This window comes from Pseudomonas sp. NPDC078700 (genome assembly GCF_044542375.1).
GTDB lineage: Bacteria > Pseudomonadota > Gammaproteobacteria > Pseudomonadales > Pseudomonadaceae > Aquipseudomonas.
Window position 1 is genome coordinate 290,764 of record NZ_JBITUI010000002.1, and the last position, 20,614, is coordinate 311,377.

At 55.9% G+C, this 20,614-nt stretch carries 17 protein-coding genes and 2 tRNA genes; 4 read left to right on the top strand and 15 right to left on the bottom strand.

Features of this window, described 5'->3' with window-relative positions:
- Window positions 1-72: 72 nt before the first annotated feature.
- Entirely contained in the window at window positions 73-1,521 is a 1,449-nt protein-coding gene (locus tag ACIGCM_RS07195; protein WP_397501361.1) for an aldehyde dehydrogenase family protein, read from the bottom strand.
- A gap of 32 nt (window positions 1,522-1,553) precedes the next feature.
- A complete protein-coding gene (locus ACIGCM_RS07200; RefSeq protein WP_397501362.1) occupies window positions 1,554-3,035 on the bottom strand; it encodes a flavin-containing monooxygenase in 1,482 nt (493 codons plus the stop codon).
- Between the two features lie 320 nt (window positions 3,036-3,355).
- On the opposite strand from ACIGCM_RS07200, the gene ACIGCM_RS07205 reads away from it, so the two are divergent.
- Window positions 3,356-3,943, top strand: coding sequence for a TetR/AcrR family transcriptional regulator (locus tag ACIGCM_RS07205; RefSeq protein WP_397501363.1), 588 nt, complete (start codon window positions 3,356-3,358; stop codon window positions 3,941-3,943).
- Between the two features lie 45 nt (window positions 3,944-3,988).
- Here ACIGCM_RS07205 and ACIGCM_RS07210 read toward each other — a convergent pair whose 3' ends face one another.
- The 4 genes from ACIGCM_RS07210 to ACIGCM_RS07225 form a co-directional block, all read right to left on the bottom strand.
- Window positions 3,989-4,822 (bottom strand): SDR family NAD(P)-dependent oxidoreductase, encoded by an 834-nt coding sequence (locus tag ACIGCM_RS07210; RefSeq protein ID WP_397501364.1) that lies wholly within the window; start codon window positions 4,820-4,822, stop codon window positions 3,989-3,991.
- 297 nt (window positions 4,823-5,119) lie between these two features.
- Window positions 5,120-6,661 carry a class I adenylate-forming enzyme family protein gene (locus ACIGCM_RS07215; protein ID WP_397501365.1) on the bottom strand — a complete coding sequence of 514 codons (1,542 nt, stop codon included), beginning with the start codon at window positions 6,659-6,661 and terminating at the stop codon, window positions 5,120-5,122.
- 1 nt (window position 6,662) lies between these two features.
- A complete protein-coding gene (locus tag ACIGCM_RS07220) occupies window positions 6,663-7,817 on the bottom strand; it encodes an acyl-CoA dehydrogenase family protein (RefSeq protein WP_397501366.1) in 1,155 nt (384 codons plus the stop codon).
- 12 nt (window positions 7,818-7,829) lie between these two features.
- Window positions 7,830-8,648: an IclR family transcriptional regulator gene (locus ACIGCM_RS07225; protein WP_397501367.1), complete on the bottom strand. Its 819-nt coding sequence runs from the start codon at window positions 8,646-8,648 to the stop codon at window positions 7,830-7,832.
- A 282-nt stretch (window positions 8,649-8,930) separates the two neighbouring features.
- On the opposite strand from ACIGCM_RS07225, the gene ACIGCM_RS07230 reads away from it, so the two are divergent.
- The 3 genes from ACIGCM_RS07230 (at window position 8,931) to ACIGCM_RS07240 (ending at window position 13,078) form a co-directional block, all read left to right on the top strand.
- On the top strand, window positions 8,931-9,701 hold the full coding sequence (locus ACIGCM_RS07230; RefSeq protein ID WP_397501368.1) for an enoyl-CoA hydratase: 771 nt from the start codon (window positions 8,931-8,933) through the stop codon (window positions 9,699-9,701).
- A gap of 2 nt (window positions 9,702-9,703) precedes the next feature.
- Entirely contained in the window at window positions 9,704-11,221 is a 1,518-nt protein-coding gene (locus tag ACIGCM_RS07235) for a 3-hydroxyacyl-CoA dehydrogenase (protein ID WP_397501369.1), read from the top strand.
- Window positions 11,222-11,308: 87 nt separating this feature from the next.
- Window positions 11,309-13,078 (top strand): acyl-CoA dehydrogenase C-terminal domain-containing protein, encoded by a 1,770-nt coding sequence (locus ACIGCM_RS07240; protein ID WP_397501370.1) that lies wholly within the window; start codon window positions 11,309-11,311, stop codon window positions 13,076-13,078.
- 215 nt (window positions 13,079-13,293) lie between these two features.
- On the opposite strand, the gene ACIGCM_RS07245 is transcribed toward ACIGCM_RS07240, so the two are convergent.
- The 9 genes from ACIGCM_RS07245 to ACIGCM_RS07285 all read right to left on the bottom strand — a co-directional run bounded on the left by ACIGCM_RS07245 (window position 13,294) and on the right by ACIGCM_RS07285 (window position 20,509).
- A complete protein-coding gene (locus ACIGCM_RS07245) occupies window positions 13,294-13,479 on the bottom strand; it encodes a DUF2986 domain-containing protein (protein WP_397501371.1) in 186 nt (61 codons plus the stop codon).
- A 227-nt stretch (window positions 13,480-13,706) separates the two neighbouring features.
- Window positions 13,707-14,870 carry a GGDEF domain-containing protein gene (locus ACIGCM_RS07250; RefSeq protein ID WP_397501372.1) on the bottom strand — a complete coding sequence of 388 codons (1,164 nt, stop codon included), beginning with the start codon at window positions 14,868-14,870 and terminating at the stop codon, window positions 13,707-13,709.
- Window positions 14,871-15,402: 532 nt separating this feature from the next.
- Window positions 15,403-15,478: transfer RNA gene (locus ACIGCM_RS07255), tRNA-Thr, on the bottom strand.
- Between the two features lie 278 nt (window positions 15,479-15,756).
- Window positions 15,757-16,974, bottom strand: coding sequence for a methyltransferase (locus ACIGCM_RS07260; RefSeq protein ID WP_397501373.1), 1,218 nt, complete (start codon window positions 16,972-16,974; stop codon window positions 15,757-15,759).
- A 48-nt stretch (window positions 16,975-17,022) separates the two neighbouring features.
- Window positions 17,023-17,712: an ABC transporter permease gene (locus ACIGCM_RS07265; protein ID WP_397501374.1), complete on the bottom strand. Its 690-nt coding sequence runs from the start codon at window positions 17,710-17,712 to the stop codon at window positions 17,023-17,025.
- A complete protein-coding gene (locus ACIGCM_RS07270) occupies window positions 17,709-18,404 on the bottom strand; it encodes an ABC transporter permease (protein ID WP_397501375.1) in 696 nt (231 codons plus the stop codon). The genes ACIGCM_RS07265 and ACIGCM_RS07270 overlap by 4 nt, the downstream gene beginning before the upstream one ends.
- A 53-nt stretch (window positions 18,405-18,457) precedes the next feature.
- On the bottom strand, window positions 18,458-19,210 hold the full coding sequence (locus ACIGCM_RS07275) for an ABC transporter substrate-binding protein (protein WP_397501376.1): 753 nt from the start codon (window positions 19,208-19,210) through the stop codon (window positions 18,458-18,460).
- A 16-nt stretch (window positions 19,211-19,226) separates the two neighbouring features.
- The gene (locus tag ACIGCM_RS07280; protein WP_397501377.1) at window positions 19,227-20,000 is read right to left on the bottom strand and encodes an ABC transporter ATP-binding protein; all 774 of its coding nucleotides are present in this window, start codon (window positions 19,998-20,000) and stop codon (window positions 19,227-19,229) included.
- Window positions 20,001-20,433: 433 nt separating this feature from the next.
- A tRNA-Phe gene (locus ACIGCM_RS07285) sits at window positions 20,434-20,509 on the bottom strand.
- Window positions 20,510-20,614: the final 105 nt, after the last annotated feature.

Below are 20,614 nucleotides of genomic sequence, written 5' to 3' on the forward strand. Positions count from 1 at the left end.
TTTCAACAATGTAAAGCATGCTTTACATTGTTGTCGCCGACGTAGTCCTCTCCCTGGGCAGGCAGCGGTGTTTCAGTCGTGGCCCAGTGCGCCGGCAATCACTGCATCAGCCAGTTCGCCGTAGGGCGCGAACATGGCGGCTACCAGATCGTTTTCTCCGCGATAGAATATTGAGCGCAGGTTGGAGAATTCGAGGAAGCCTTCATGGCCATGATGACGACCGTTACCGCTTTTGCCGATACCACCAAATGGCAAGCATGGCATGGCGGCTTGTAATGCGGCCGAGTTTACGCAGGCACCTCCAGACACAGTCCGCGCCAACACCTGCTCGGCGATGTCCGCTGTTTCGGTGAATACATAAATGCCCAGCGGGCGCTCACCTGCGTTGATGAAATCAATGGCCTCGGCGATGTCGTCATAAGTCTTGATCGGCAAGATCGGACCGAAGATTTCATTCTGCATCAGCAACATGTCATCGCGGGTATCAAGCACCAGGGTTAGTGGCATGCGGCGGCTGCCTTGCGCCATCTCGCCGCCCAGTTGAACCAGGGTCGCACCTTTGGCTGTTGCGTCCTCCAGATAACTCTGCAGGCGCTGTAGGTGACGCTGATTGATGATGCCAGTGGTGTCTTGGCGCTCGGTGTAATCCGGCAGGTTGGTATGCATGTGGTCGCTGAGCATGCGAACAAACGCATCGCGTTGTGCATGGCTGACCAAGGCGTAATCCACGGTGACGCACATCTGTCCGTTTTTGATGGTCTTGCAGCCGACGATCTGTTCGATGGTGCGTGGGTTGAGGCCATCATCGGCAATGAGCGCCGGGCACTTGCCGCCCAACTCAAGTGTGACGGGCACCAGATTCTGCGCCGCCGCCACTGCGATGCTGCGCCCGACTTCGGTGCTGCCGGTGTACATCAAATGGTCCCAGTTCAGGGTTGGGAAAACCTTGGCCAGTTCCAGACCGCCCGCGACTGCTGCGACCTGGTCGGGGTCGAAGGTGTGACGGATCATCTCCAGGGTTAGCTCGCTGCACGCCAGGGTCAGGTCGGATGGTTTGATGATCACTCGGTTACCCGCCGCCAACATTTCCACTGCCGGGCCGATGCCTATATCAAATGGGAAATTCCACGGCGCCATATTGCCAATCACGCCTTTGGGTTGTGCCAGTACACAGGCGCGCCCGTTGCCGTACAGGGCCGCATCGGGACTGCGTTGTTGCGCTTGCATCCAGCCCTCCAGATGCTCGGCTACATACTGTGCTCGACCCGCGACACCCAAACACTCCACCAAGTCTGCAAATTGGCGTGGATGCGACGAAAAGTCGGCGGCGACTGCATCTTGAATTTTTACCCGATTGGTCACCATCATATTGGCCAGCGCACCGAGCAACTCCAGACGCTGCTTTAGGTCAGGTAATGGCTGCTCAAGAAAGGCTTTTTTCTGCAGGGCAAATACCTCACGCAATTGCGCGATAGCTGCGTCGTCAGAGCTTGCCTGTTGTTCGCGTTGGATAAATGTCATGTTGTAATCTCCGCTCTGCTTCTGGAGCAGCACTAAGCGCTGCGTTTCAGGTCTTGGTCTGGGCGAGAGAACTTCAGGCCGCGATTGCTGATGGCCCCAAACTTCATATCAACCAAATCATGCAGGTAGTTTTGATTCTGCTGCCAAGGTGCGTTCTTGCCCTGTTTGGGGAACTTGTCGACGGCGCGCAGGATGTAGCCAGAACTCATGTCCAGCAGCGGACGTTGGTCTATGTCCGAATCGTCAATCACGGGCATGCACTGGCTGTAGCCTTTTTGCGCCATGTGATTGATCAAACGGCAAACGAAGATTGACGACAGGTCGGCTCGTAAGGTCCATGAGGCATGGGTATAGCCAACGCAGACGGCTACATTTGGCAGGCCCGACATCATCAGCCCTTTGTATGAGAAGGTTTGCCCCGGGTTTTTAGGTTGGCCATCGACTTCAAACTGAACGCCGCCACATGGCACTAGGTTAAGGCCGGTCGCGGTGACCACAATATCAGCCTCAAGCTGTTGGCCCGACTCAAGGCGTACGCCTTGTGCCGTGAAGCTGGCAATGCGATCGGTGACCACTGATGCGGTTTCCTTGCGCAGCGCCTTGAACAGGTCGCCGTTAGGCACCAGACACAGGCGCTGGTCCCATGGGTTGTAGCTGGGCTTGAAGTGCGTATCGACCGGGTAACCTTCTGGCAGTCGATTGGCGATGCCTTTGCGCAGCATGCGTTTGGCAAATTCCGGGCGGTGACGGCAGAGGCGATACATGAACATGCTGATCAGCACGTTCTTGCCGCGAACGATTTTGTGTACCCACTTTTGCGGTAGAAACTTGCCCAAGCCCAGGGCGACCGTATCGTTGTCCGGCAGCGACATAACATAGCTAGGCGAGCGCTGAAGCATGGTGACATGGGCGGCTTTGCGTGCCAGCGTCGGCACTAGAGTCACGGCAGTCGCACCGCTGCCAATAACCACGACACGCTTGTTGCTGTAATCCAGATCTTGCGGCCAATGCTGGGGGTGCACGAGCGTGCCCTGATAGTTTTCAACGCCCGGGAAGTCCGGCAGGTAACCGGCCTCATAGCTGTAATAGCCGCTGCACAAATAGAAAAAATTGCAGCTGTAGCGCACGGGCTGGCGTTCCGCTCCGACCTCTATATCTAAGGTCCAGCGCGCATCTTCTGATGACCATGCAGCGCGAATTACCCGATGGCTATAGCGGATGTGCTGGTCAATGCCGAATTCGCTGGCGGTGTCGCGCAGGTATTGCAAAATTTCTGCGCCGTCGGCGATCGACTTTTCCGAGGCCCAAGGTCGAAACGAGTAACCCAAGGTGAACATGTCTGAGTCGGAACGAATGCCGGGATAGCGGAACAGATCCCATGTGCCGCCAAGATCTTCGCGTGCCTCAAGCAGCGCATAGCTTTTGCCGGGACAGTTTTTTTGTAAGTGATAGGCCGCGCCAATGCCGGATAAACCTGCACCCAATACCAGTACATCAAAGTGTTCGACTGACATGATCAGCTGTCCTCATAGTGTCGCGATCGCTACGGATATGCCTGCGCTATTATTATTTTTGCCCAGCTTATTGGCTGGTTACCGTGTAACAGAATAAGGTGAAAACCTTAATCGGTAGGCAAGTCAAATACCGCATCCCATGTGTTCAACACGGCCTGGGAATTCGGCAGTGTTGTCCTGCCGAGCAGGGCGTCAGTAGGCTGTATAAACGGCCTTAACATGGCTATGATGTTCGTTGTCAGCTTCAAAGGTTAAGGTTTATACCTTAATAAAATATAGGGTCATAACCTCAGGCAATTCCATCGTTAGAAGGCACATACATGAAGCCACGGAACACGCGCGAAAAAATTCTCGCGACCTGTCGCAAGCTGTTCAATGCTAAGGGTATATCCGTGGTTACCACGGCCGGGATCGCCGAGGCTGTTGGGATTAACGAAGGTAATCTGTATTACTACTTCAAGAAGAAAGCCGATCTGATAAACGTGTTGTTCGAGCAATTCACCGAAGAGCAAATGCAGTTGCTCGACGGCGAACAGGATATGCATTTGTGGTTCCAGCTCATGTGGGACTGGCGGTTTTTCTATCGCGACAGCATGGCGTTGTTCACCTTGGAGCCCATGCTACGCCAGCGCTTGCAAGACATGTCCAACAGGGTGCAGGAGCGCGCCTTGGTGCGGCTGTTGGAGTTGGTTGAGGAAGGACAACTACGGGCCAGTGAAGACGAGCTAAAGGTGCTGTTGGAAAACAGTTGGATCATTTCGACCTACTGGATCGAGTACCTGCATTCGCGCCACGGCATCACCCGCATCACCCGCAAGCACCTGGAGTGGGGTTATCAGCAAATGCTGGCGCTGTACCGACCTTACTTGACTGGTCAAGGTGCCAGCCTATTCGCGGGGCAGAAATGATTGCGGGGCCTGTATTACCCGCGTGCGATACAGGCCTGGCTCAATCTAGTGGGTTTTGACACCTTCGACATGGTCCATCCGGGCGCGCATGATTCGCTGCATCAACCCAGGCGATAAACGCACAAGGAACCAGCCGAGGCCAACTTCCTTGCGCGGGGTTACGCAGAACAGCTTGTCTTTTACGACCGCTTCAAGCACATCCGCCGCCACCTGATCGGGCGATGTGCCTTTCTTGGCGTAATGCTCGACTGCCTGGGCCTGCCGGTTTTGGGCGGTGCTGCCGCTCATCTTGGTGTTCTTGATAATCGCTGTGTTGATGGTGCCGGGGCAAAGAATAGTCAGCCCTACATTGGTGCCATGCAGCTCTCCCGCCAACGACTGTGACAAGCCGACCACGGCATGTTTCGACGCGCAATACGGCGCAGTGCGTGGCATCGGAATAATGCCAGCGCCGGAGGCAGTGTTGATGATATGGGCAGGGCCATTCTGCTTGAGCATGCGTGGCAGAAAGTAGTGAATGCCATGCACAACCCCCATCACATTGATGTCCATGACCCACTTCCAGTCGGTCAACTCGGTATCGATCACCGCACCGGCATGGCCTACACCTGCGTTGTTGAACAACAGATCAACACGGCCTTCGCGAGCAAAAACTTCATCGGCCAAGGCGCTGACAGCCGCAGCATCTGCCACGTCGAGGCGGTGAGCGCTCGCATTGCTGAGCTCACTTGCGACTGTGGTCGCTGCAGCGAGGTCGATATCGGTGCAGTAAACCTTGCAGCCGTTGGCGCTAAGGCCGTGAGCGATGGCGCGGCCGATACCTGAGCCAGCACCTGTGACTACGGCAATCTTGTTGTTGTAATAGGCCAGTTTTGACAAGGTTTATGCTCCTTAAGTGAATTTGGGCCTGCGTGCCCTTAATCGTCATAAGGGGCAAGGGCTCAAGCACCAAAACACTGGTTTGTGGTGAACATTTTTATTCAATAATGCGTAAGGTATATACCTTATTTTTGCATCTTAGCCGCAGGCAAACCCGCGCGCCATAATCACCTGTTGTTCTAGGCGCTGCTGATATCGGCTCATCCAGCAAGATGATGGCGGGTGTGTTGCGCATGGGGAGACTTGGCCCTATGCACAGCCTGTAGATCAGGTGGCTTAAGCGCGGAAGATTAGCCGCTATCGCTCTGCCAAATCTGCCGCCATGGCTTTGAGCTTGTGCTTGAGGATTTTGCCGCTGGCTGCTGCTGGCAAACTGGAAAGCACATGGGTTTGGCTGGGGCGTTTGTAAGGGGAGAGGTGCTTGGCGACATATGCTTGCAGTGCATCTGTATCAAAAGTGCTTGGATCACTCGCCTGTATAAAAGCGATAACGGCTTCGTTGCCTTCTACATTCAGGCCGACTACTGCAGACAGTACGACGCCCGGAAAACTGTTGAGCACTGCTTCGACTTCCGGTGGGTAGACGTTAAAACCCGAGCGGATGATCAGCTCCTTGCTGCGCCCGACAATGAATAACGCGCCGTCGCTGTCTTCACGAGCCAGATCGCCGGTGTTCAGCCAGCCATCGGCACTGAGCACCAGCGCAGTCTGTTCAGCGGCGCGGTAGTAACCCTTCATCACATTGGGCCCACGCACCCATAATTCGCCAATTTCACCCTGGGCGACGGCTGTGCTCTGCTTGTTGAGCAGGCGTATTTCAATACCCGGAATGGGTTTGCCAACCGAGGTGTCATCGCGTTTTTCGTCGATGCGCGTCTGGCTGATAGTGGGTGAACTTTCGGTCAGGCCATAGCCGTTATGCAGCGTGCTGTTAAGGCGGTCTTCCACGGTGTTTTTCAGCGTCAGATCAAGGGGTGCACCGCCTGCATACATAAAGCGTAGCGCAGGTGCCAGCAACTCAATGTTTTGCTGGGTTGCGACTTCGAGCATCCGCGCAAACATTGCCGGAACCCCGAGCAGAATGCTGATGTGATCTTCGCGCAAGGCACGTATCACTTCTTGCGCATCGAAGCGCGCGGCCAGTTGCAGTGATGAGCCGCTATACAAGGTGGCCAAACAGACTGAGGCCAAGCCGAATACATGGGATATAGGCAACACGGCGTAGATCCGATCGGCGCAGGTTAGCTTGCGCATATGGCAGCCCATGCTGGCCACAAATAGCAGGTTGCGATGCGTCAGCATTACGCCCTTGGGCGTGCCGGTGGTGCCGGTGGTGTAGATCATCGCCGCCACTTGTTCGGCATTATCGGCATGCACGGGTTCAGGCTGGCAATCGAGGTTGAGTGGGCCCAAATGATAGCTGCCAAGCAGCGCATGCTCGCGGGGTTCGGCGTTGGCCAGGGCCGCATGTTGGGCTGCATCGATGGAGACTGCGCTACTGAATAACAGCCGTCGTGCGCCGCAATGCTGGCGGATGTTTTCGATTTCAGCTGGCGATAGGCGAGCGTTGATGACCACGGCCCAGGCGTTTAATCGGCTCAGGGCGAGCAGGGCGGCAACCAACAAGCAGCAGTTTTCGGCCACCAGCATGACCCGGTCACCTGCGCGCACGCCGTCATCACTGAATTGTTCGGCTAGCGAGATGCTGGCCTGACGCAACTGGCTGTAACTTAGGCTGGAGTCCCCTTCGTACAGTGCGGGCCAACTCGGTTGCTGGTCGCAGTGGCGATCAAGGAGTTGATGCAGGCGTTGAGGCAGCTCGGCGAGTGGCGTCTGCATGTCACTGACCAGCACGGCGAATCAGGTTGCGCGCGATAACCAACTGTTGAATTTGGGTGGTGCCTTCATAAATACGAAACAGACGCACGTCGCGGTAAAAGCGCTCAATGCCATATTCGCTGATGTAACCGGCACCCCCGAAAATTTGCACGGCGCGGTCGGCGACACGGCCACACATTTCTGAGGCGAACATTTTGCAGCAGGAGGCCTCCATTGAGACGTCCTGCAGTTGATCACGTTTGCGCGCGGCATCAATGATCATGCAACGTGCGGCATAAATATCGGCCTGGCTGTCAGCAAGCATGGCCTGAATCAGCTGGAACTCAGCCAGGGGTTGGCCGAATTGCTTTCGCTCCATGGCGTAGGTCAGCGCATCCCCCAGCATGCGTTCGGCAGCACCCACACAGACTGCTGCGATATGCAGACGGCCCTTGTCGAGCACCTTCATGGCGGTCTTGAAGCCGACACCTTCGACGTCACCAATCAAATTGGCGGCCGGCACACGGCAGTTCTCGAATATCACATCGCAGGTATGCGCGCCTTTCTGCCCCATTTTCTGGTCGACTTTGCCCAGTGACAGCCCCGGCGTGCCAGCTTCAACAATAAACGCGGAAATGCCACCTGCGCCCTTGATCTCAGGGTTGGTACGCGCCATCACGGTGAAGATCCCGGCCTGGGGGGCGTTGGTGATAAAGCGCTTACTGCCGTTGAGCACATACACATCGCCCTCACGCACGGCGCGGGTGCTCAGCGATGCTGCATCGGAGCCAGAACCCGGTTCGGTCAGGGCGAATGAGCCGATCAACTCACCCGCAGCCATGCGCGGCAAGTAACGCTGCTTTTGTTCTTCACTGCCGTCAATGATCAGGCCCTGTGAGCCGATGCCATTGTTGGTGCCGAACAACGAACGGAATGCCGGGGAGGTGCGGCCTAGCTCGAAAGCGACTAACACTTCCTCTTCCATGCTCAAGCCCAGGCCGCCAAAGTCTTGCGGAATGCACAGGCCGAACAGGCCGAGGGCTTTCATTTCTTCGACAATGTCCTGAGGAATGCAATCGTTCTCAGCGACTTCAGCCTCGCGAGGCACCAAGCGTTCACGAACAAAGCGTGACAGGTTATCGAGCAGCAGATTGAGCGTTTCCTGATCGTTGATCATGCAGACCTCTATTTATTGGAATTGGCGACCGAGGTTAATTTCGACGCTACGCACCAGGTGGACAAGACGAGGCCCGAGGTCATCTTCAAGCATGTGCTGGCGCAGCACGAATGCTGGCCCTCCTGCGCTGAAGGCAACAACGCCGGAGCCGTCCGGTTTACGCAGTGGAACGCCGACGGCGTTGATATCTTTCTGCCATCCGCTGCAGGACAGGCAAAACCCTTGATCCTGATATTGGCGAAAGGCTTTTTCCAATTGTTCGCAGGTGACAGGCCATTGCTCCCCTGCGCGCAAACGTAATTGGTCGAGTAGCAAATCGCGCTCGTTATCCGGCAGCGCTGCCAGATAGGCGCGGCCCATGGCGGTGCTGGCTAGCGGGATGCGCGAGCCAACATCCAGTTTCAGCGTCAGCGGGCCAGGCCCTTGGCAGTTTTCGGTATAAACCATGCTCAGGCGATCACGTGCGCCCATGGACACAGAGCTTTGCGACTGCTCGGCCATTTCCTGCATCAGCGGGCGTGCCTGACGCCGGATATCCAAGCCGTTGAGGTGAGCGTAACCGAGTGCAAGCACACCGGTATCCAGCGCGTACTTACCCAAACTGTCGATGTGTTGCAGGTAGCCGAGACGTGTCAGGGTGTGGGTCAGACGTGAAACCGTGGCCTTGGGTAAGCCGCTGCGCTTCGCCAACTCCTGGTTACCTAACAACTGTTCGCCGGGGCGGAAGCAGCGCAATAATTCCAAGCCCCGTGCCAGAGCGGTCACGAACTGCCGGTCCTGCTCAAGTGTCTGGTTATCCAGTTCGTTGTCGATCGGGTCGCGCATACTCATGGGGATTCCTTATGCCTCAGGCAATACTGCCCGAATGCCTGGCAGATGCTGGCACAGGCAAATTCGGCGAGTCAATAATTCAAAACATCATTCCGCAGGGCGGAATTTAACTGAAGGGCACGTCTTTGCTGGGTTTAGGCCAATTCACTGAGAGTTTGCTTATACCCTGGTATTTACCGAACAAGGGGTGTTCGTAAACTATTTCCAATCACAGGTGCACAGACGTAGGCTGATTGTAATTTCAAAATAAGATTCCGCATAGCGGAACATAAGGAGATCGTTTTGAGCGAGACCCTAGTTGAACGACCTTCCACGGCTGTCGCCTTGGTCCGCCTCAACCGGCCCGAGGTCCGTAATGCACTGAATCAGGTGGTGCGCGAGCAGTTGGCGGCGCACTTCACGGCCTTGGGGAATGACCCTGATGTGCGCTGTATTGTCTTGACGGGGGGCGAGCAGGTGTTCGCTGCCGGGGCGGATATTCGCGACATGGCTGAGCGCGGTGCAATGGAAATGCATTTGCGCCAAACCCATCGTCTGTGGGCGGCAATTGCTCAATGCCCGAAACCTGTGATTGCCGCTGTGAATGGTTTTGCTCTAGGGGGTGGCTGTGAGTTAGCCATGCATGCGGATTTGATCGTGGCGGGCCAGAGCGCCAGTTTTGCCCAGCCGGAAGTGCGCGTGGGGGTGATGCCCGGTGCCGGTGGCACTCAACGACTCACCCGTGCGGTCGGTAAATTTCAGGCGATGAGAATGCTCCTGACGGGGTTGTCGGTCACGGCCGATGAAGCCCTGCGTATGGGTCTGGTCAGTGAGGTGGTGGCCGATGACCAGGTGCAGCAGCGGGCGCTTGAGCTGGCGGAGTTGATCGCCAACATGCCGCCGCTGGCAGTCATGCAAATTAAAGAGGTATTGCTGGCCGGTCAGGATACTTCACTGGAGACGGCGCTAATGCTGGAGCGCAAGGCTTTCCAACTGTTGTTCGATTCCGCTGACCAGAAAGAGGGCATGCAAGCCTTTCTGGATAAGCGCAAACCGGTGTATCAGGGGAAATAAACATGGCTGCGCGTGAAATAAACCGTATGGCGGTGGTGGGTGCCGGGGTGATGGGCGCGGGTATCGCGCAGATTGCGGCCCAGGCGGGGGTGCAGGTTTTGCTGTTTGACCAGCGCGAAGGTGCAGCGGATAACGGCCGCGAAAGCATAATCGCGACCTTCACCAAGCTGCTCGCCAAGGGCCGTATCAGTGAAGAGGCTGCGCAGGCCGCAGGTGCGTTGCTCAAGCCGGTGACAGACCTGGCCGAGTTGCGTGATTGTCAGTTGGTGGTCGAAGCCATCGTCGAGAACCTCGAAGCCAAGCGGGCGCTGTTCGCTGAGTTGGAAGCCGTGGTGGCCGATGACTGCTTACTGGCCAGCAATACCTCGTCGCTATCGGTAACGGCGATTGCCGCCCAGTGCCGTCTGCCAGGTCGAGTCGGTGGTTTCCATTTCTTTAACCCCGTGCCGCTGATGAAGATCGTCGAAGTGGTTGACGGTTTGCAGAGCGAGCCTTGGGTTGGTGCCACGCTGCTGGCCTTGGGTGAGCGTTTTGGCCATGTGGCTGTGCGCGCCAAGGATACGCCGGGCTTTATCGTTAACCATGGTAGTCGCGGTTTTGGCACTGAAGCCATGCGTGTGCTTACTGAATCGGTTGTCGATGAAGCGGGACTGGATAGTATCCTGCGCGAGCAGGCTGGTTTTCGAATGGGGCCTTGTGAGTTGTTCGACCTGACGGGGTTGGATGTGTCGCACCCGGTCACAGAATCGATCTATGCCCAGTACTACCAAGAGCCGCGTTATAGGCCGACGGTCATCACCCGTCAGCGCCTGGATGCCGGGCTGCTGGGGCGCAAGACTGGGCAGGGTTTCTACCGTTATGTTGATGGCGTGGCGCAAGTTCCGCAGGAGCTTCCCGCTCCGCAGGTCGAGTTACCACCTGTCTGGATTAGCCAGGCCAGGCCGCACGCGCGGGAGCGAGTTTTACAATTGCTGGGCACGCTTGGGGCGAGCGTTGAAATGGGTTCGCAGCCCAGTGATGGCGCGTTGTGCTTGGTTTTGCCGTTGGGTGATGATGCCACCACTAGCGCCATCAAAGAGGGGCTCGATCCACAACGTACAGTGGCGCTGGACACCTTATTGCCGCTGGATCGTCGTCGGGTGCTGATGACCACGATTGCCACACAAGCGCACTGGCGCGATGCGGCTCACTGTTTGTTTGCTGGCGATGGTATGGCGGTGAGCGTGATCCGTGACAGCGCCGGTTTTGTCTCGCAGCGGGTGCTGGCTCAGGTGGTCAATATCGCCTGCGACATGGCGCAACAGCAGGTGGCCAGCCCTGAAGACATCGACCGGGCGATTCGCTTGGGGTTGGGTTATCCCAATGGCCCGCTGAGTTGGGGTGATGCATTGGGCGCGGACAACATTCTGTATGTGCTTAATCAATTGCATGCCTTCTATCGCGACCCGCGTTATCGGCCAAGCCCTTGGTTGATGCGGCGTGCATGGCTGGGCCTGTCGTTGTTGACCTGCGAATCATGATCGCGCATTTACCATCAGCCGGTCAGGTTGTGGGTCTGTTGGCCAGATCTGGTGGTTGTTATTGAGCACGTGTAAGGAATAAAAAGCATGGCGAGCTATCAAGCCCCTTTGCGGGATATGCAGTTTGTACTCGACGAGTTGCTCGAACTGGAGCAATACCGTGATTTGCCTGGCTTTTCTGATGCCAGTCCGGATGTGGTGGCTGCGATTCTGCAAGAAAGCGCCAGGCTCGCCAGCGAAGTGCTGGCGCCACTCAATGCAGTAGGTGACCACCAAGGCTGCCAGCTGAGCGAAGGTGAAGTGCATACGGCCGCCGGTTTTCGTGAGGCGTTTCGGACTTACACCGAAGGCGGCTGGAGCGGTTTGACTGCGCTGCCGGAATACGGCGGCCAGGGCCTGCCCCATGTGCTCGGTATCGTTGTGCGCGAAATCACCAGCAGCGCCAACATGGCATTCTCGATGTTCGCGGGGCTCAGCCATGGGGCGGCCAATGCCATAGTCAACGGAGGGACTGACGCGCAGAAAGCGCTGTTTTTACCGCCGATGATCGAAGGCCGCTGGACCGGCACCATGAACCTCACCGAACCCCACTGCGGCACCGACTTAGGCTTGCTACGAAGCCGGGCCCAACCGCAAGACGATGGCAGTTATAGCATCAGCGGCACCAAGATATTTATCTCCGCAGGCGAGCATGACCTTGCCGAGAACATCATTCATCTAGTGCTGGCGCGCTTGCCGGATGCGCCAGCGGGCGTGAAGGGCATCAGCCTGTTTATCGTGCCCAAGTTCTTGATCAATGCCGAGGGTTCGCTCGGTGCGCGTAATGGCGTGCAGTGCGGATCACTTGAAGAAAAAATGGGCATCCATGGCAACCCGACTTGCGTCATGAACTACGACGGCGCTACAGGTTACCTGCTCGGCGAGCCACATCAGGGCCTGCGAGTGATGTTTGTGATGATGAACAGTGCCCGTCTTGCCGTCGGTGTGCAGGGCCTGAGCTTAGCCTCTGCGGCCTACCAAAACGCCGCACGCTATGCCCGCGAGCGCTTGCAGGGCCGGGCACCCGGTGGCGCTCAGGCACCGGATCAACCGGCAGACCCGATCATCGCGCATCCTGACGTGCGTCGTATGTTGCTGACCCAGCGCGCCTTTATCGAAGGCGGGCGCGCACTGGCCTATTGGGCGGGCGTGCAGGTCGATCTGGTGCATAAACACCCGGACGCCGAAGTACGCGAGGCGGCTAATGATTTGCTGGGCCTACTCACGCCGATGATCAAGGCTTATTGCACGGATAAGGGTGTGGAAAGCACTAGCCTGGCAATGCAGTGCTTCGGTGGCCATGGGTACATCCGTGAGTCGGGCATGGAGCAGTACCTGCGCGATGCGCGCATCACACCGCTATATGAAGGCACTAATGGTGTCCAAGCGATGGACCTGGTCACGCGCAAACTAAGGCTCAATGACGGCCGGGCACTGCGCCGCTTTATGGCGTTGGTCGAAGATTTTTGCAGCAGCGAGCCGAGTGAGTTCAAGGCCTCACTCACTCAAGCGCTAGAACACTTGCGCCAAGCCACGGATCATTTGCTGGTTGATGCCAGCCCAGCCGATACCGCCGCCGCGGCAGTGGATTATCTGCAACTGACTGCGCTTGTGGCCTTCGCGCTGCAGTGGGCAAAAATGGCCTCCGTGGCCCAGAAGCGCCTGCAACAAAATTCTACGGATACCGACTTCTACCAGGCCAAACTGCACACCGCACGTTTCTTCTACCAACAGCAACTGCCGGAAACTGCTGTGCACCTACAGCGCATTCTGGCAGGCAGCGAAAGCCTGCTGGCGTTCGCTGACGAGCAGTTTTAGAGGGCGTTGTCGTCTGCTGGGCTATCGCTGACTCGGGAGTAATAGAGAAACGGGGTAGACCGGTATGGCTTGAGTTCTGAGCTGCAGCCTACCGCCTTCCCCAGGTTCTGATCTAACCAAGTCAAACGGCCAAGCTATGAGCTACTTTGCGGTGGGCTTGCTTCGTGACGCTATCTAACATGGGAAGACGTTGAGCGTACGGACCGAGAAGAGGGTCAGGGTAAATTTGCCTCCGTCGATGAATCCTCCACGGGAGAGCTCGGCTCTTGATTGGCTTCGGCTGCCAGCTTCAAACGGTCGGCTTTACTGACGTAGGTCGACTTCTTGCGCGGAGCCTTTTTAGCACTGGCTTTTTTGGCGTGGGCAGCCAGTAACTGCTTTATTTTTTTGCGACGATTCATGGTTGTGACTCAGCCAGTAAATTTTTCAAAAATAGTGAATAGTAAACCAGATCCCTTTCCCCGGCGGCATCGGCCTTAAAACTGCAACCATCGGGATTCGTTCGGTTGAACCGAGGCATTGATTGGCGTCTGCGTTATCGCTTGGCCGGGTGTTTCGTCCAATAACCTACGCTGCCGGGCCATTTGGCGATGGGGTAATGGCCGCGGCCTGAACCCTGTGAATTGATCTACTGCGCGTTAACCCATTCGACGCGGTTGCGGCCTGATGCTTTGCCTCGGTACAGAGCGGCATCCGCTTGCTGCATGGAGCTGTCGAGGGCTTCTGTGCTTGTGAAATTATCTGATACGCCGATGGTCACGGTACACCGAACGGGTCGCATCGGATTGCCTCCGGAGACTTCACTGTGTTCGATTGCCGCCCGCGTTCGCTCTGCCAATTGCAGTGCACCGGTCTTGTCTGTGTCCATGCTGACGATAACGAACTCCTCTCCGCCCAATCGGCAAATGAGATCGCCTTGGCGGGCGTTGGCTTTGAGGAGTTGGGCAACATGGCATATCACCAGATCCCCCATCTTGTGACCGTGGGTGTCGTTGATGCTTTTGAAATGATCGATATCCACGATCAACAGGTATATAGGCCCGGCGGTCCTAGAGCGGAAGTGTGCCTCCAGTCCATCCATCAGCCCGCGCCGGTTCAGCAACAAAGTAAGGGGGTCATGGGTCGCCATTGTGCGCAGTTCTTCATTCAGGCGGCGTAGAACCAGCCAGACCACAGAAGGGGGAAGTACGGTCCCCAAGAACGACATATAGATGTAGAAAGTCCTTTGGAAGCGGGTATTCAAATCAAGCGCCTCAAGGCCACCGGAGAGGATCATCCCCAGCTTCGCGGCGTTGAGGATGCAGATGCCACCGATCAAGACGGCAAACACCACCATCTCAACACGCAGGTGCTTGGCAACGTTTTGCCTGGCATAGAGCACGGCCACTGTCATGGCCAAGAAAAGCGCCGCGCACGCCCCGGCCAACATCGCATAACGAGCTTCGTTACCGAGCGTGAATTGCACCAGTACCTGTGCCGCCGTGTAGCTAGCTGCTAGAGTCAGCAGTGGTCGCCAAACGGAGGTTGGGCGATCAAAAAACCGCAGTGCTCCAATGACATACGCGACGGGTGCGCAGAGCGTCATTGTGTGGTTGATGACACTCACCAATCCCCAGCCTGCAGGGCCACCAAGCAACTGCAGGATGTAGGCAAGTCCGAGCAGCAGATTGCCCAATGCAAAGACTTCCATGCCCATCTTCTTGCCATTCAGTCGTGTGCTGATCAGCAGGAACATCACGCAAAAACAAAGCAAATGCATGCAGAGCATGCCGAGGATGACGGTGGTGACCATGGGTTCGCGCAAGTGGGAGGCTAACAACAGGAGCCGAGCACTGAAGAAGTGATGGAAGCGCGGCTCCCAGCGTGTTTGGCATCGCTATTTAATGGCTTGAATCATAGCCACATGTAGCACAGAAAGACAAACCATTGAGCCCCCGAGGCAGGCTAGATAGGGAATAACAGGGCGCGAGCACTTTATTAGTGCTACCGATCGGTTGCAGGGTGACGACTGACATCCGTTTAGAAAGGCAGTGCTCGCTGGGGCTAAGGTGAACTTGGAGCGTATACCGATCTTCCTATGGTTCGCCCCACGGCTTACTCAAGGCCTCATTGTGCTTCCGTCTTCTTGGCCAACGCCTATTGGGGCCAGTGTTGGTTCCGTGGCCAAATTCGGCGCAAACATCCTGCCGTTTGGCGCGACTTTCATTAAATACCGGGCTACCCATTGTGGGCAGTGCTATTGCGGGTGGGTGGGAGGACGGCTGGTGGGTTTTACGTTTCACAGGCAAAAAAAAGCCTCGCATCGCTGCGAGGCTTTCTTTGTATGGTGCCGGCACCAAGAGTCGAACTCGGGACCTACTGATTACAAGTCAGTTGCTCTACCAACTGAGCTATACCGGCATTTGTGGGGCGCATTATATAGATAACTTTGTACCTGACAAGGGGTTTTCGCTGAGTTTTTTGTTTGTCTGGCTATGAGCAGCAAAATCCTTATGCACAATTGATCAGTAATTAATCAATTGGTACAGGATAAATGTGATTGTCATCACATTGTCATGCAAGCTTATGTTTTTGTTAGCAATTAGTTACTAGCCAAAATAGCACTGAATTTTGCCTGATGGCAGGCAGGGCCTTTGGGGCGGCTTTTGCAGAATCTATCAACAAAGTTATCCACAGGTTCAGTGGGTAACGGCGATGCGCTCTGCGAGCAGCATAAGGTTGCGAGGAGTGAGTTCGCGCGAGCAGAACGTACCAAGCTGGACGGCGTAGCCGTGCTCGCGCAAATACAGGGCGCGATCGAGCAGCAGCCAGACTTCTAAGGGGCGGCGAAACAACCCGCGCAGCAGCTCCAGATTGCGCACTTGGGCGAGTAGCTCCCAGCCTTTTGCTTCAAGTTTCAGCCAGTCGGTTGAGGCAGGTGGAGGTGCAATGTGTTTCAGCTCGGCTAAGTCGGTGCAGAACTCGGAGAAAGGCTTTTTAAACCAAGCAGACGCGAGTGATGGTGTTGGCAAATATTCGTCAAGGCCACGTATTTCGCGCTGTAGAGCGTCGAAGGCCAACCGCCTGGCCATGGATGTATCGCGCTGCTTACGCTCTCTGGCACCAGCCGTTACGGTCTCGCTGAGAGGTAAGCCGAGGTCTTGGATGGACAGTTCAAGCGTGGATGCTTGGGCGAGTTTTGACAGCGGTAGATAGTGGCTGGTGCTGATGCGGTTGTAGCAACAAGGGGCGATCGCCAACTGCTGGCAGCCTACCTCGTTGGCCAGTTTAATTAACCGAATATGCAGGTTGCCGCAGGCATGTAATGCCACGGGAGTGTGCTCGGCTGTGAGTCGTTTTGCAGCATCTTCGGCCAGCACATCCTGCTGAATATGCTGGGCATTAATGCCTAGTTTTATACTTAGCTGCGCACCTTTATCCACAAGCTCAGGGTCATGCTCAAAACAGCTCAATGGCTGCCCTTGGCGAGCCAGTAAGCGTCCGAGATGGCCCTTGCCTGAGCACCAGTCGAGCCAGTGTTGGGTCGGCTTGGTAAAGCTCAAGCTGTTGGCGAATGCCTGGATTTGCAGCCACTTGCGCCCCGGGATCTCGTTGCTCAAGCGATTGGGCAATTCAGGGCAGCTTATTTGCGGCAGAGGTGCAATTTGGCACAGCACTTCGGCCTGTTTGGCCAAGCTACCAAAGGGCTCTGGTGCATTTAGCTGGTGCGGCTGTTGGTGTGCGAGTTCGGCGTCTGCAAGGGTGCGTGATTTCAACCAAGCGGCTAATTGCGGATGGGCCTGTTCCCATGCCATGGGCCTGTCGCTGAATGGGCGGGGTCGCCAGAGGACTTGATGATCGCTGAGGAAGCGATCTAGCGCAACGAAGTGCTCGGCTAAATCGCTATGTGATGGCATTTGTGAGGTCTCAACGGGGATCTGCAGGCCATTGCGGCCTGCATTCTCTTAGCGGCCCTGGCAGGCGTCTACACGCAGCCAGCGCTCAAGCAACCTGAATGCTTGAACCAAGACGTATGCAATAACCAGATAGAACAAGCCGGCCGCAAAGAATATCTCCACAGGCAGATAAGTCCGGGCGATGATCGTACGCGCCATACCCGTCAACTCTAGCAGGGTTACGGTGCTGGCCAGGGCGCTTGCCTTGAGCATCAGGATGACTTCGTTGCTGTACGCTGGCAGGCCGATGCGTGCAGCGCGGGGCAGAATGATGCGCAGCATGGCCTGGCTTCGGGACATGCCCAAGGCGCGTGCCGCTTCGACTTCACCTTGTGGCACAGCTTGGATTGCGCCCCGCAAGATTTCCGCAATATAGGCGGTGGTGTGCAACGTCATGGTGATCACTGCGCACCAAAATGGGTCGCGCAAGATCGGCCACAGCGGCCCGTTGCGCACTGCGTCAAACTGGGCAAGGCCGTAATAGACCAAGAACAGTTGGACCAGCAGTGGCGTGCCACGAAAGAAAAAGATATAGCCGTAAGGAATGCCGCGAACCAGCAGGTTCTTTGACGAGCGGGCGATGCCCATCGGTATTGCCAGAATCAAGCCGGCAACGACCGCGATAGCGACCAGCTCAAGGGTCAGGACGGCACCTTCAGCCAGGCGCGGTAGCCATTTGATGATGACTTCCCAGTTCATGCGGCGCTCCTGCTAAATCCGCGACCTGCGCGTTTCTCAAGGAAGTACATACCGGTCATGGCAATGACTGTCAGGCCAAGATAGATAAATGCGGCAACCATAAAGAAGGTGAAGGGTTCTTTGCTTGCGGTGACGGCAATTTGCGAGCGCCGCATGATTTCATTGAGGCCAATAACCGAAACCAAAGCTGTGTCTTTCATCAGAATCATAAACAGGTTGCCAAGGCCGGGCAGGGCGATGCGCCACATTTGCGGCAGGACCAAACGCCAGAAAATGCGTGGTTTTGACATGCCCAGCGCTTGACCCGCCTCGCGGTGGCCTTTGGGGATTGCCAAAATAGCGCCACGAAACACTTCAGTCGCGTAGGAACCGAAGCACATGCCGAGGGCGATTACGCCAGCAGCAAAAGGGCTCAGTTCCAGGCTTTCTAAACCCAGAAAATCAGCCAGAGTTCGCATCATGCTAACGGTGCCGAAATAAATCAGCAGGACCCAAAGTAACTCAGGGATGCCGCGCACAATGGTTGAATAAGTCCCGCCCAGCCACTGCAGCGGCTTGTAAGGCGATGTTTTGGCCAGCGCGCCAAGCAATCCAAGCACCAAGCCCAATACCAGCGCAGAAAGCGCCAGCTTAATGGTCATCAAGGTACCGGCAGCGAGTGCAGGGCCGAATCCGTAAAGGTCGAAAGTCATGGGGGCTCAGATGCTTGCGCCGCCCGGTTTAGGGGCGGCGCAAAGCTAGCAGCTTAGTAAATGCTGAAAGGGAAATACTTGTCGTTGATCTTCTTGTAGGTGCCGTCAGCAACGATCTCTTTCAGAGCAGCATTAAGCTTCTCGCGCAGAGGGTCGTTCTTGCGCACGGCAATACCGATCTTGTCGTTGTCGAACACTGGGTCGCCTTTGAATTCAAAGTTCTTACCCGCATCGCTCTTCAGCCATTCCCAGTTGACGAAGGTGTCAGCCAGTACGCCATCAAGACGGCCTGATGCCAAGTCCAGGTATGCGTTTTCCTGGGTGTCGTACAGCTTGATGTCGACAACGTCATTCATGTTGTCTTCCAACCAAGTACCGGCGATGGTCGCGCGCTGAGCACCAATCACTTTGCCTTTGAGGCTGGCTTTATCAGTGGTGAAAGTTTTGTCTTTTGGTGCAATGAATTGCAGCTTGTTGGTGTAGTACGGGTCGGTGAAGTCAACCGCTTGCTTACGCTCTTCGGTGATCGACATAGAAGCGATCAGGAAGTCGAACTTCTTAGCGTTCAATGCTGGAATGATGCCGTCCCAGTCGGAGGTCACGACTTCGCATTCGGTTTTCAGTTTGGCGCACAGTGCTTGACCGATTTCGACGTCGAAGCCGCCAACTTTGCCGCTTGCGTCAATCAGGTTGAACGGAGGGTAAGCGCCCTCGGTACCCAACTTCAGTTTGTCTGCGGCGACTGCGCTGGTGCCGAAAGCCAGAGTGGCGGCTGCAACCAGTAAAATCTTTTTGTAGTTCTGCATTCAGTGTTGCTCCGTGTTAGCGATTGCTTGACATGAATTGTTTGCAACGCGCTGAGTCAGGGTTATCAAACACCTGCTCGGGCGTTCCTTGTTCTTCTACCAGGCCCTGATGCAGGAAGACCACTTCACTGGAAACCTGACGAGCGAAATTCATCTCATGGGTGACCAGTAACATAGTGCGGCCTTCGTCTGCGAGTGCGCGGATCACATTAAGCACTTCTTGTACCATCTCCGGGTCGAGCGCCGAAGTCGGTTCATCGAAGAGAATTACTTTCGGCTGCATTGCCAGCGTACGAGCGATTGCTGCGCGTTGTTGCTGGCCACCAGAAAGTTGGTTGGGGTAAACGTGGCGTTTGTCGGCAATACCCACTTTTGCCAGCAGCGCTTCCGCCGTTTCAATGGCTTCTGCTTTGCTTTGACCCAGTACGCGGCGCGGCGCCTCGATGATGTTATCGAGCACGCTCATATGCGGCCACAAATTGAAGTTCTGGAACACAAAACCGATTTCACTGCGCAGGCGGTTGATCTGCTTGCCATCAGCCGCAATCAGCTCGCCATTTTTGGCCGATTTCAGTTTGAGTTCTTCGCCGGAGACAATGATTTGTCCCTGGTGCGGGTTTTCCAGCAGGTTGATGCAACGCAGAAAGGTTGACTTGCCTGAGCCGGAAGAGCCAAGAATCGAGATCACATCCCCATCGCGAGCGGTGAGGGAAATGCCTTTAAGCACCTCGAGGTCGCCGTAGCGCTTGTGCAGGTTGCGGATTTCCAGCGCGGCAGCTGCATCGGCCATGGGTTGTCCTCTTGTTATTGGATGATTGCCAAGTATCAATTGGCCATCCTATCTAAAGCGCCAAGCTAGCACAGCGTCTTGTGGAGCGCCAAGCAGGCCGGGGGCGGTATCGAGTCTGAGTGCGCAAGGGTGTCGCATCACTGCAGTTGCCTGTCGCGCAGATACAAAAAACGCCAAGCATGTTGCTGGGTTTTTATCTAACTGGCTAAAGGCTGGGTCAAGCTATAACAATTTGTACGCTTCTGCGCGCAAATGTGGGCTAAACAGCTGAATAAGCTGCAAAAGTAGACAAATTATGCCCGAGCAATAGCGATCAATGCTAGCCAAAGGCGATGGGCTGGCAGGCAGCACTTGTTTAAGTGCTGTATTGCTTGAATAGCAGGCAATAAAAAACCCCAAGGAATTTAACTTCGCTTGGGGTTTTCGGTATTAGTGGTGCCCAGAGACGGAATCGAACCGCCGACACGGGGATTTTCAATCCCCTGCTCTACCGACTGAGCTATCTGGGCAACGGGGCGTATTAGACGGATTTGGCGAGGTCATGTCAAGCGCCGGTTTGAAAAATATTTAAAGATAACGGGCGCTTACGGTTAATAAGGGTGAAATCGATTAAG

What these genes read in the sequence shown, in the direction of transcription:
- ACIGCM_RS07195 (WP_397501361.1), bottom strand. Translation starts at nt 1,521, where the DNA reads ATGACATTTATCCAACGCGAACAACAGGCAAGCTCTGACGACGCAGCT.
- ACIGCM_RS07200 (WP_397501362.1), bottom strand. Translation starts at nt 3,035, where the DNA reads ATGTCAGTCGAACACTTTGATGTACTGGTATTGGGTGCAGGTTTATCC.
- ACIGCM_RS07205 (WP_397501363.1), top strand. Translation starts at nt 3,356, where the DNA reads ATGAAGCCACGGAACACGCGCGAAAAAATTCTCGCGACCTGTCGCAAG.
- ACIGCM_RS07215 (WP_397501365.1), bottom strand. Translation starts at nt 6,661, where the DNA reads ATGCAGACGCCACTCGCCGAGCTGCCTCAACGCCTGCATCAACTCCTT.
- ACIGCM_RS07220 (WP_397501366.1), bottom strand. Translation starts at nt 7,817, where the DNA reads ATGATCAACGATCAGGAAACGCTCAATCTGCTGCTCGATAACCTGTCA.
- ACIGCM_RS07225 (WP_397501367.1), bottom strand. Translation starts at nt 8,648, where the DNA reads ATGAGTATGCGCGACCCGATCGACAACGAACTGGATAACCAGACACTT.
- ACIGCM_RS07235 (WP_397501369.1), top strand. Translation starts at nt 9,704, where the DNA reads ATGGCTGCGCGTGAAATAAACCGTATGGCGGTGGTGGGTGCCGGGGTG.
- ACIGCM_RS07240 (WP_397501370.1), top strand. Translation starts at nt 11,309, where the DNA reads ATGGCGAGCTATCAAGCCCCTTTGCGGGATATGCAGTTTGTACTCGAC.
- ACIGCM_RS07245 (WP_397501371.1), bottom strand. Translation starts at nt 13,479, where the DNA reads ATGAATCGTCGCAAAAAAATAAAGCAGTTACTGGCTGCCCACGCCAAA.
- ACIGCM_RS07250 (WP_397501372.1), bottom strand. Translation starts at nt 14,870, where the DNA reads ATGGTCACCACCGTCATCCTCGGCATGCTCTGCATGCATTTGCTTTGT.
- ACIGCM_RS07260 (WP_397501373.1), bottom strand. Translation starts at nt 16,974, where the DNA reads ATGCCATCACATAGCGATTTAGCCGAGCACTTCGTTGCGCTAGATCGC.
- ACIGCM_RS07265 (WP_397501374.1), bottom strand. Translation starts at nt 17,712, where the DNA reads ATGAACTGGGAAGTCATCATCAAATGGCTACCGCGCCTGGCTGAAGGT.
- ACIGCM_RS07270 (WP_397501375.1), bottom strand. Translation starts at nt 18,404, where the DNA reads ATGACTTTCGACCTTTACGGATTCGGCCCTGCACTCGCTGCCGGTACC.
- ACIGCM_RS07275 (WP_397501376.1), bottom strand. Translation starts at nt 19,210, where the DNA reads ATGCAGAACTACAAAAAGATTTTACTGGTTGCAGCCGCCACTCTGGCT.
- ACIGCM_RS07280 (WP_397501377.1), bottom strand. Translation starts at nt 20,000, where the DNA reads ATGGCCGATGCAGCTGCCGCGCTGGAAATCCGCAACCTGCACAAGCGC.